A 10,146-nucleotide genomic window follows, 5' to 3' on the forward strand; every position below is an offset into this window, starting at 1 on the left:
GGGGCACATCCGGCACGGCCACGGATCTGTCCCGGATCGCGACCCTGAGTCCGCATCAGGGCCGGTCGCCGGCACGCCCGGTCGGCGCGGGACAATGACCGGGTGCCCGGATACCGCCGCCAGCTCTACCGCGACGACGCGGTGGTGCTCCGCGTACAGAAACTGGGCGAGTCCGACCGGATCATCACCCTGCTGACCCGCCGGCACGGCCGGCTGCGGGCGGTGGCCCGGGGGGTACGCCGGACGACCTCCCGGTTCGGTGCCCGGCTGGAGCCGTTCGGCCACGTCGACCTGCAGATCGCCGGGAACCCGGACGGGCCCGGTAGCTCACTGCACACGGTCAGCCAGGTCGAGGGGCTGCACCTGTACGGCAAACGGTTCCTGGCCGACTACCCGCGCTACACGGCCGCCAGCGCGATCGTCGAAACCGCCGAGCGGCTCACCCCGGTGGAGCGGGAACCGTCGCTGCGGCTGTTCCAGCTCACCCTCGGCGCGCTGCGGGCACTGGCCGAGGGCGACCACGCCGGCACCCTGGTGCTCGACGCGTACCTGCTGCGTGGGATGGCCCTCGCCGGCTGGGCGCCGGCGCTGCGCGACTGCGCGGTGTGCGGCACCAAAGGCCGGCACCGGGCGTTCTCCGTACCGGCCGGGGGGTGTGTCTGCCCGGACTGTCGACCACCCGGCGCGGCCCACCCGGCCCCGGCCACCATCGACCTGATGGCCGCCCTGGCCACCGGCGACTGGCAGGTGGCGGACACGTCGGAACCGGCCACCCGACGGGAGTGCAGCGGGCTGGTGGCGGCGCACCTGCAGTGGCATCTGGAGCGCGGGTTACGCTCGCTGCCGCTGGTCGACCGTTCCCAGGAGACGCAACCATGACCAAGGGCAGGGGCCTGCGCCCGCCGGTGGCACCCACTCCGCACCCGTCCGGGGCCCGGCCACCGGCGTTGCCGAAGCAGGCGCTGCCCGACCACGTGGCGATCGTGATGGACGGCAACGGCCGGTGGGCCAAGGACCGTGGTCTGCCCCGCACCAAGGGGCACGAGCAGGGGGAGTTCTCGCTGTTCGACACCGTGGAAGGCGCGATCGAGCTGGGGATTCCGTACCTGTCGGCGTACGCCTTCTCGACGGAGAACTGGCGCCGCTCGCCGGACGAGGTCCGCTTCCTGATGGGCTTCAACCGTGACGTCATCCGCCGTCGCCGCGACCAGCTGGTCGACCTGGGGGTACGGGTGGTGTGGTCCGGGCGGGCGGGCCGGCTGTGGAAGAGCGTGATCTCCGAGCTGCAGACCGCCGAGGAGATGTCCCGGCACAACAGCACGCTCACCCTGCAGTTCTGCGTCAACTACGGCGGCCAGGCGGAGATCGCCGACGCGGCGGCGGCGATCGCCCGGGACGTCGCGGCCGGCAAGGTCGACCCGGCCCGGGTCAACGAGAAGATGCTGGCCCGCTACCTCTACCACCCGGAAGTGCCCGAGGTGGATCTGTTCCTGCGTCCGTCCGGCGAGCAGCGGACGTCGAACTTCATGCTCTGGCAGTCGGCCTACGCCGAGCTGGTCTTCCTGGACACCCTCTGGCCGGACTTCGACCGGCGGCACCTGTGGTACGCCTGCGAGCTGTACGCGCAGCGGGACCGCCGGTTCGGCGGCGCCCTGCCCAACCCGGTGGCCCCGCAGGGCTGAACGCGACCCGGCCCGGCGCGCCGCCGGGCTGTCTGGAAAACCGGGTGCGCCGGGGGACCGCACCGGTTAGCGTGACGGTCATGCGCTTCTGACGCCCTCTTTTTCGCAGTGCCGCGACCGCTCGGCGGTCGCCGTCGATCCGTGCCGTGCGGGTTCCCGCCGCCGGTCGACACTGCGGGCGTCACGGCGTCTCCGGCTGGCTGGTCCCGTCATCGTGGACCGTCGTCGGTGACTGCGGCGCCCGCCTCCCGCATCTCACCCGTCACCGCCGCGGGTTCGCGTGGCGGTTCGCAGCCAGGAGGTCTTTCCCGCATGGCGCAACGACCAGAACAAGACACGACGACGCCCCGGTTCACCGTGCCCGACAACGCCCCGAGTGACCTCGCGTTGCCCGAGGTCGCTCTGTCCGAGATCGATCTGCCCGAGGTCGCGCTGCCTGAGGACGCGCTGCCCGCCGAGGGTCGGCGCGCTGCCCGCGCGCTCGCGCCGGGCTCCGGCCCGCAGACCAGGAGCGCCCGCCCGGACCGGCTCGCCGGTCGCGGTCAGCGCGCCGGCAAGGGCCGCAACTACCAGTTCCGGCGCAGCTGACCGACGCCGAGGTGAACAGTGCCTCACCGCCTTCCGGATCCGCTGATCTTGCTGCTAGCTTTTGCCATAACTTTGCAAGAGCAACAGATCGGCGTACGGGGGTGGGGCGATGGCGGCGGCCACCCTGTCGGCAGCCCGCAGCGACCTGCTCGGCGTCGCCGCACAGCGCCGCCGGACCGGGATCTGGCTGGTCGCGCTGACCGTCGGGCTGGTGGCCACCGCCGTTGTGGCGGTCGGCTCCGGTGCCATCGGGATCGCCCCGACGACCGTCGCCGCCATCATCGGCAACCAACTCGTCGGACTGCCCGTTGAGGCGACCTGGAGCCTTCCGGAGCAGGCCATCGTCTGGCAGGTCCGGCTGCCCCGGGTGCTGCTCGGCATGCTCGTCGGTGCCGGGCTGGCGGTGTGCGGAGTGGCGTTGCAGGCGATGGTCCGCAACGTGCTCGCCGACCCGTACCTGCTCGGCATCAACTCCGGAGCGTCCAGCGGCGCGGCGGCGGCGATCCTGTTCGGGGCCGGTGCCGGCTTCGGCCAGTACGCCCTGTCCGCCAGCGCTTTCATCGGCGCCCTCGCCGCGTCGCTGCTGGTCTTCCTGATCGCCCGTAGCGGCGGCCGGGTCACCTCGATCCGGTTGCTGCTGTCCGGAGTCGCCGTCGGCTACGCGCTGTACGCCACCACCAGTTTCCTGATCTTCGCCTCCGGGTCGGCCGAGGGTGCCCGATCGGTGATGTTCTGGCTGCTCGGGTCGCTGGGGCTGGCCCGCTGGGACGCGCTGCTGGCGGTGGCCGCCGTCGTGCTGGTCGGGACGACCGGGTACCTGACAATCGTCGGCCGGCGACTGGACGTGCTCGCCATCGGCGACGAGACCGCGCAGACCCTCGGCGTGTCACCGGACCGGTTCCGACTGCGCCTGCTGGTGCTGGTCTCGCTGAGCGTCGGCGTGCTGGTCTCCGCCGCCGGCAGCATCGGCTTCGTCGGCCTCGTCGTGCCCCACCTGGCCCGGCGGCTCGTCGGCGCGCCACACGTACGGGTGGTGCCGGTGGCCGCCCTGCTCGGCGCGATCCTGCTGGTCTGGGCCGACGTGCTGGCCCGGGTCCTGCTGGCCCCCCAGGAGATCCCGATCGGGATCATCACCGCGCTGCTGGGCGCACCCTTCCTGCTGGTTTTGATCCGCCGCCTGCACGCCGCGTCCGGGTGACCACCGGGCCTGCCCGAGCACCGGGTCCAACTGGGCCCCCGAGTTTGCCGAACAGTCGAGGAGCACCATGAGGACAAGCCGTACCACCGCCGTCGCGGCGGTCTCCGCCGCCGTGCTGCTCGCCGCCGGATGCGGCGAAGCCGGTGCCGACCCCACCCCGGACGCGGCCGACGGCTACCCGGTGACCGTCACCAACTGCGGCGTCGACGTCACCTTCGACGCCGCGCCGGAACGGGTCGTGCTGCTCAAGAGCGCGGCCGTGCCGTACCTGCACGCGCTCGGCGTGATGGACCGGGTCACCGCCCGGGCCGGGCAGTACCCGGCGGAGTACTACGACGAGGCGACCCTGTCCGAGCTGGACCGCGTCCCGCTGCTGACCGACAAGACCGACACCAGCGGCCACCTGCAGATCTCCAAGGAAGTGGTGATCAGCCAACAGCCGGACCTGGTGCTCGGCGAGGTGGACAACCTGTCCCGGGACACGCTGTCGGCGGTGGACATCCCGCTGCTCGAGGAGCCGGCGATGTGCCCGGGAAGCACGGCGGTGCCGACCTTCGACGACATCTACGCTCAGATGCGGACCTACGGCGAGGTGTTCGACCGGGCCGACGAGGCGGCTGCGGCGGTCACCGCGCTGGAAGAGCGGATGGCGCAGGTGCAGGCCCAGGCCGAGGCGGGCTCCGGCCGTACGGCCGCGGTGCTGTACCCGACCGTCGGCGGCGGTGTCACCTACGCGTACGGCACCGCCAGCATGGCGCACCCGCAGCTGGAGGCGGCCGGGTTCCGCAACGTCTTCGACGACGTACCCGAACGGGTCTTCGAAGTCACCGTGGAGGAACTGCTCGGCCGCGACCCCGACGTGCTGGTCCTGCTGTACAGCGACGGCGACCCGGCCGCCGTCGAACAGGGCCTGACCGGGCTGCCCGGGGCGGAGAACCTGGCCGCCGTGCGCAACGGCGACGTGCTGACCCAGCTGTTCAACTTCACCGAGCCGCCGACCCCACTGTCCATCGACGGACTTGAACGGATTGTGCAGCACTTCCAGGCCGAGTCGTGATCACCGCGACCGAGGTCTCCTGGCGCTACGGCGCCAACCCGGTGATCGACGGGGTCAGCGTGACCGCCCGACCGGGCCGGGTCCTCGGGCTGATCGGCCCGAACGGCAGCGGCAAGACCACCCTGCTGCGCCTGCTCCACGGTGCCCTGCGCAGCGGCGGTGCCGGGCGTAGTGGTGGTGGCGGTGCCGGGCGTAGTGGTGGTGGTGCCGGGCGGGTCGTGGTGGACGGGGACGAACTTGCCAGCCTGCCGTCGCGGGAGGTCGCCCGCCGGCTGGCCGTGGTGGTGCAGGAGGCCGGCGGCGCGGACACCGCGCTGACCGTGGCCGAGCTGGTGCTGCTGGGCCGGGGTCCGCACCTGTCGACGTTCCAACGGACCAGTCGGGCCGACCACGAGATCGTGGCCCGGTGCCTGGCCCGGGTCGGTGCCGCCCACCTGGGTGCCCGCGCGTTCGCCGGGCTGTCCGGCGGCGAACGCCAACGGGTGCTGATCGCCCGCGCTCTCGCCCAGCAGGCCACCCATCTGCTGCTCGACGAGCCGACCAACCACCTGGACATCCGCTACCAGCACGAGGTCCTGCAACTGGTGCGGGACCTCGGCACCTGCTCCATCGTCGTACTGCACGACCTGAACCTGGCCGCCCGCTACTGCGACGACCTGGTGCTGCTCGGCGACGGCCAGGTGGCGGCCGCCGGCAGCACGGACGAGGTGCTCGACCCGGCGGTGCTCGAACCGGTCTACGGGATCGGCATCCGGCGGCTGGACCTCGACGGAGCCATCCACCTGCTGTTCCGCCCACACGAGGCGACCGAGGAGAGGACCGCGGCATGACGGCCGTACAAGACCGGATCAACGCGTACTGGACCGGCCGGGCGCCGGGCTACGACGAGTACGTGCAGCGCCCTGAGCGGTTCGCCGTCGACCAGCAGGCCTGGTCGCAGGTCTGGGCGGCGGCACTGCCGCCGGCACCGCTGGACGTGCTCGACGTCGGCACCGGCACCGGGCAGGCGGCCATCGTGCTGGCCGGCCTCGGCCACCGGGTCACCGGCATCGACCTGTCCGAGGGGATGCTGGAGCGGGCCAGGCACCACGCCGCCGCGATGCCCGACGGCCCGGTCATCGCGTACGGCGACGCCGTCGCACCGGACTTCCCGGTGGCCAGCTTCGACGCGGTGACCAGCCGTTACCTGATGTGGACGCTGCGGGAGCCGCAGGTTGCCGTGGCCAACTGGGTACGCCTGCTGCGCCCCGGCGGCACCGTCGCCGTGGTCGACAGCACCTGGTTCCCTGACGGGCTGGACAACGCCTCGGAGAACTTCGCCGACCACTACGACAGTGCGGTGCGCTCGGCGCTGCCGCTGGCCACCGCGAAGTCCATCGACCAGACCGTGGCGGTGCTGGAGCGGGCCGGTCTGCGTGATGTCGCGGCCGTACCGCTGACCTCGATCTACGAACTCGATCAACGGTTCGGCGTGGCACCCGATCACGAGCTCAAACTGCAGTACATCGTCACCGGTCGTCGCTGACGGTCGCGAGCCGAGTGGGGTGACGGGGTCAGCGGAGTCGGTCCCCTCACCCCCGGCCGTTCAGGAGGAAACAGTTCGAGGTCGCCTCCAGCGACTGAAAGGCCCTCATTCGAGATCAGCACCATGTACTCGCGCCCGTTGCGCGTGAAGTGAACGCAGCCATGGGTACGGCCGATCTCGTCGGCTACTCCGGGAAGCCTGGCCTTCGCTCCGGATAGCGGCAGCACCGTCACAGACCGAGATTTGGTCTACGCCGGACTCGTGTCCATGGTTCCGGTTTCGGTGACACCCGAAGAACCGTACTGCTCCGCGACTCAATCTCAGTTTAAATCCGGCGCGGTTTCCGTGTGCTCGGGGACTGGACGCAACCTCCGTCGTCACCGACGAAGTCATGCTGTTTCAATCCGGCGCGGTTTTCGTGTGCTCGGGGACGACAGGTACGAAGCAAGTATCACCTTCGAGCCACCATGTTTCAATCCGGCGCGGTTTTCGTGTGCTCGGGGACTCGCGTGCAGCGTCGTACGGCGGACGGGCTTGCGCAGGGTTTCAATCCGGCGCGGTTTTCGTGTGCTCGGGGACACGACGCGTCGACCAACGACACGCGGTACGGCGGCTTCAATCCGGCGCGGTTTTCGTGTGCTCGGGGACCACATCAAAACAGCCGCAGGCACTACCGCCATCGCAGTTTCAATCCGGCGCGGTTTTCGTGTGCTCGGGGACCGCCCGTATCCGCAAGGATGCCTGCATTCTCATGCGGGCGGGTTTCAATCCGGCGCGGTTTTCGTGTGCTCGGGGACCAGTGTGGTGCAAGGATCGTGCGAACGCACGTGAGGGTTTCAATCCGGCGCGGTTTTCGTGTGCTCGGGGACTCTCAAGACGGCCTTCCACGGAAGGGCTACGGCTCGTTTCAATCCGGCGCGGTTTTCGTGTGCTCGGGGACCGTGTCCGAAATGTCGGGCGGTCTGACCTGGGCAAACAGGGGGCCTGGAGGGCAACCTTCTGTTGATCATGATCTTGGTAGTGGCTCAGATGATCTCTATGAGACTGGTTTTCGCAGCTCGGGGGCAGTTTGGGATCTTTCCGCCAACCTCCCCGGATCCCGGGCGTGTCGGAGGTTGCCGCAATCGACATTTCACCACAACTCCGGCACCTAATCTTGCGTACATCGATGCGTTGTCTGTCCTCAACGGATGCTGCTGGCTCGGCGTGGCTGTCTCACCTCCGTCCGGATACCTAACGACAGGTCGATGTGGAAATTGTCGCGTACCCGGTCGTCTCCGGCAAGGGGGAGCGGTTGTCCGTTGTGCGCATGCTGCGGTTCGCCAAGCGGAGTTCGCCGTGGCCAACTCCACTACCTCGGTGGCGGTCTGGTAAGTGTCGCGGGAGGGCGGTGAGATTAGGCTTTGTCTGGTCCGGGCAGGAGGTATCTGGCCTTGCGCCGGTGGGCGGCTTTTGATCATCTCGGTGACTTCGATCGGTTCGCCGGCCCGGGTAGTGGTTCGCTTCGACGGCGATCGGCTGGTTGGCGGTGACGAACACGCCGACGCCGGACTCGCCACGGACGAATCCTTGCTTCTTGAGGATGTTGAGCGCGCGTTGGGTGGTGAGGTTGGAGACGCCGTACCGCTCGCAGAGTTGGGCCGTGGAGGGCACCTTGTCGCCGGGCTTGAACTCGCCGGTGAGGATCTGGCGGCGCAGGTCGGCGGCGATCTGGCGTTGGCGGTCGCGTAACGTCGTTGGCAGCGGCGGGGTCGGGTTGGTTGGTCATGCGGGTGGGACCTGCATTTGGTAGGTGTGGCCGGTGGAGCGGCTGGTCACGGTGTGCATGACGGCGTACTCGACGGGTTGGCCGGTGGCGGCGCGGCTGATGCGGGTGAGGACGAGGAGTGGCTCGTCGGCGGGGATGTCGAGGAGTTCCTGTTCGTGGTCGGTCGGCCGTCGTGCGGTGACGTGTTCGGTGACCTGGTGGGGTGCGAGGTTGAGGTCGGTGAGGACCCGTACCGCGCCGCCTTTGATCTTGCGGTTTTCGGCGAGTGGGGTGCCGGCGGCGATGGGTTCCGGGTAGTAGGAGTCGGCGAGTTCGACGGGCCGGTCGTCTTCGAGGATGAGGCGGCGGCGGACGACGGCTCGTTCGCCGGCGGCGAGTCCGAGTGCGCGTCTGACCTGTGTGTCCGCGTCGACGGTCTCGACGCCGAGTAGCTGTTGCGTGCCGACGCGTCCCCGGCCGGCGGCCTCGGCGGACCACGCGTCGTGCTGCTGTGCAACGAGGTACGGGTCTGAGCTGCTGGTCCAGCCCTGGTCTGTCATGGGGTCGGTGCTGGTGCGGGGGCTGCTTGCCAGAGGTGCTCGACGTGGCCGGCGTACTGGTCGAACAGGCCGCCGGGGCCGCGGCGGCGGATGTGCAGGGTGGGGGAGGCGTGTCCGAGTTGGTCGGCGAGGTGGGTGCTGACCAGGGCTTCGTCGTCGAAGATCCAGACGGACAGGCTGATGTGGCGGTCGGTGTGGCGTACCTGTGGGGTGGGTTCGATCTTGGCCAGTTCGGCGGTGGTGATGTCGATGCGGGTGGAGATCGACAGGGCGGCGTTCTCGATGCGTTCGCGTTCGCGGGTGATGGGTGAGTCTTTGTGGCCGAGGAGGAAGCGCAGGTCGAGCCCGGATGCGGCCTTGTTGCGCAGGGTGGCTGTGATGCCGGGGACCTCGGTCCAGAGGAAGTAGGAGGTGTAGCCGGCGCACCAGATGCGGGACGTGGCGCGGTGGAGGAGGTCGTTCCAGAGTTCCCGGGGGACGGCTGAGCGTGTCGGCCATGCGGCGCGGATTTCCCGGTCGTATCCGCGTTTGACCAAGCCGGACCAGATCACGTCTTCATCTTCTCTCAGCGCCTGGGCGACCTGCGAGCGGTGGCGGGGGTGAGGAACGCGACCGCCGAGCCACCGGGCGACGGTCTTGGGGTCGACGCCGACCTTGCCGGCCAGGGTCGCGGGTGTCATGCCGGTTCGGCTCATCGCCACGTGCAGCGCTGTGTTCATGGTTGATCACTCCTGGGACGTTTGTAAACGTCCCTAGGCTACCTGACGCAGAGGTCCCGGCATCCCCTCCATACAGGAAGAGTCCACAAAAGATCCTTCAAACGCCCTTGATCCGCGATGGAGAGAGCCGTGAACAGGAACCAGGTTCCCGACAACAGGTATCAACGGACCCGACAACCCATGGTCAACGCGGGTCCGACGCCGGACCGGCCGCCGTTGCCGCGACGGACGCCGGGGCAGACGGACATCGGGCGGGACTCACGTTTCCGGCTGCTGGCCACGCGTGCGGTGGCACCCGCGCCGGACGCCGAACGGCCGGTCGTCGACGCCGAGCAGGCGGTGCTGGACGAGGTGGCGGCGGCGATGCGGAACCGGCCGGACGTCGACGTGTTGGACCGGGCGCGGGAGACGGTCACCGAGCACATGCCGAGCCGGTTGGCCGAATGCCGGGTGTGTGACGTGCCGGCGTTCTGCCCGCCGTTCACCAGCGCGTTGGCCGTGCTGGACCGCTGGGATCAGGTCAAGGCGCGTCGGGTGCGGGCGGTGTTGCAGTACGCCGGACTCTGGCCAGACGGATACGTCCACGACGGGCGGGACGACTGATGGCCAACGGTGAACTCCTGCGGGTCGGTGACACGCTGCATCTCGGTAAGGCCGACTGGGTGTTCGGCGACCGGTCGATGACGGTCCGGGTCTCCGACATCCGGTACGGCCTGGACGACGCCGATTCCCCGGTGGCCGGCATCCTTGCCACGATCACGTCGGCCGGGCGGGACGGGCGGATGGCCGCGATCGGCGTCTACAAGAGTGCCCTGATCCGCTCCGGCGTGGTGCAACGCCGGCAGCCACTCAACGGCGTCGACCATCCCCACTCATAGAGAAGTCAATGAGGATCATGGACATCTGCGCGTTGACCAGCGCGGCGTTACTCGGTTTCCTCGCCGGGTTTTTCTCGTTCCGAGTAAAGGGTCGTGGGTGCTCTGGGTGCGGAGAATGGACCACCACTCCACCGCCGGGGGGGGGGGGAGGACGCACCGAAAAACGAGAGGTGACGTGCGTCATCCTCACCT

The 10,146-nt window shown here is 69.5% G+C and carries 13 protein-coding genes and 1 CRISPR repeat array; of the genes, 10 read left to right on the forward strand and 3 right to left on the reverse strand.

Features of this window, described 5'->3' with window-relative positions; genetic code table 11:
• The first annotated feature begins 102 nt into the window (after positions 1–102).
• The 7 genes from recO to ACXAHD_RS18335 all read left to right on the forward strand — a co-directional run bounded on the left by recO (position 103) and on the right by ACXAHD_RS18335 (position 6,050).
• Positions 103–879: a DNA repair protein RecO gene (recO, locus tag ACXAHD_RS18305; RefSeq protein WP_281550997.1), complete on the forward strand. Its 777-nt coding sequence runs from the start codon at positions 103–105 to the stop codon at positions 877–879.
• A complete protein-coding gene (locus ACXAHD_RS18310; RefSeq protein ID WP_281550996.1) occupies positions 876–1,682 on the forward strand; it encodes an isoprenyl transferase in 807 nt (268 codons plus the stop codon). The genes recO and ACXAHD_RS18310 overlap by 4 nt, the downstream gene beginning before the upstream one ends.
• 312 nt (positions 1,683–1,994) lie before the next feature.
• Positions 1,995–2,270, forward strand: coding sequence for a hypothetical protein (locus ACXAHD_RS18315; protein ID WP_289213375.1), 276 nt, complete (start codon positions 1,995–1,997; stop codon positions 2,268–2,270).
• 109 nt (positions 2,271–2,379) lie between these two features.
• Positions 2,380–3,468 carry a FecCD family ABC transporter permease gene (locus tag ACXAHD_RS18320; RefSeq protein WP_289213374.1) on the forward strand — a complete coding sequence of 363 codons (1,089 nt, stop codon included), beginning with the start codon at positions 2,380–2,382 and terminating at the stop codon, positions 3,466–3,468.
• Positions 3,469–3,535: 67 nt separating this feature from the next.
• A complete protein-coding gene (locus ACXAHD_RS18325) occupies positions 3,536–4,525 on the forward strand; it encodes an ABC transporter substrate-binding protein (RefSeq protein WP_289213373.1) in 990 nt (329 codons plus the stop codon).
• Entirely contained in the window at positions 4,522–5,355 is an 834-nt protein-coding gene (locus ACXAHD_RS18330) for an ABC transporter ATP-binding protein (protein WP_289213372.1), read from the forward strand. The genes ACXAHD_RS18325 and ACXAHD_RS18330 overlap by 4 nt, the downstream gene beginning before the upstream one ends.
• Positions 5,352–6,050 carry a class I SAM-dependent methyltransferase gene (locus ACXAHD_RS18335; protein ID WP_289213371.1) on the forward strand — a complete coding sequence of 233 codons (699 nt, stop codon included), beginning with the start codon at positions 5,352–5,354 and terminating at the stop codon, positions 6,048–6,050. Before ACXAHD_RS18330 ends, ACXAHD_RS18335 begins: the two co-directional genes overlap by 4 nt.
• A gap of 323 nt (positions 6,051–6,373) precedes the next feature.
• Positions 6,374–6,990: a CRISPR direct-repeat array (repeat unit 36 nt; unit sequence GTTTCAATCCGGCGCGGTTTTCGTGTGCTCGGGGAC).
• A 293-nt stretch (positions 6,991–7,283) separates the two neighbouring features.
• On the opposite strand, the gene ACXAHD_RS18340 is transcribed toward ACXAHD_RS18335, so the two are convergent.
• The 3 genes from ACXAHD_RS18340 to ACXAHD_RS18350 are packed head-to-tail and all read right to left on the reverse strand — an operon-like array spanning position 7,284 to position 9,076.
• Complete coding sequence (locus ACXAHD_RS18340) at positions 7,284–7,793, reverse strand: winged helix-turn-helix domain-containing protein (RefSeq protein ID WP_475051944.1); 510 nt, start codon at positions 7,791–7,793, stop codon at positions 7,284–7,286.
• 21 nt (positions 7,794–7,814) lie between these two features.
• Positions 7,815–8,357: a GntR family transcriptional regulator gene (locus ACXAHD_RS18345; protein ID WP_289213370.1), complete on the reverse strand. Its 543-nt coding sequence runs from the start codon at positions 8,355–8,357 to the stop codon at positions 7,815–7,817.
• On the reverse strand, positions 8,354–9,076 hold the full coding sequence (locus ACXAHD_RS18350) for a helix-turn-helix domain-containing protein (protein WP_475051938.1): 723 nt from the start codon (positions 9,074–9,076) through the stop codon (positions 8,354–8,356). The genes ACXAHD_RS18345 and ACXAHD_RS18350 overlap by 4 nt, the downstream gene beginning before the upstream one ends.
• Before the next feature lie 129 nt (positions 9,077–9,205).
• On the opposite strand from ACXAHD_RS18350, the gene ACXAHD_RS18355 reads away from it, so the two are divergent.
• The 3 genes from ACXAHD_RS18355 to ACXAHD_RS18365 all read left to right on the forward strand — a co-directional run.
• Positions 9,206–9,679, forward strand: a complete 474-nt coding sequence (locus ACXAHD_RS18355) for a hypothetical protein (protein ID WP_475051940.1) — start codon at positions 9,206–9,208, stop codon at positions 9,677–9,679.
• On the forward strand, positions 9,679–9,954 hold the full coding sequence (locus ACXAHD_RS18360) for a hypothetical protein (RefSeq protein WP_281550985.1): 276 nt from the start codon (positions 9,679–9,681) through the stop codon (positions 9,952–9,954). Before ACXAHD_RS18355 ends, ACXAHD_RS18360 begins: the two co-directional genes overlap by 1 nt.
• A gap of 8 nt (positions 9,955–9,962) precedes the next feature.
• Positions 9,963–10,146, forward strand: a 184-nt coding sequence (locus tag ACXAHD_RS18365) for a hypothetical protein (RefSeq protein WP_475051942.1), incomplete at its 3' end; no start/stop codon positions are given.

Source organism: Micromonospora sp. ABR4_055, assembly GCF_056160425.1.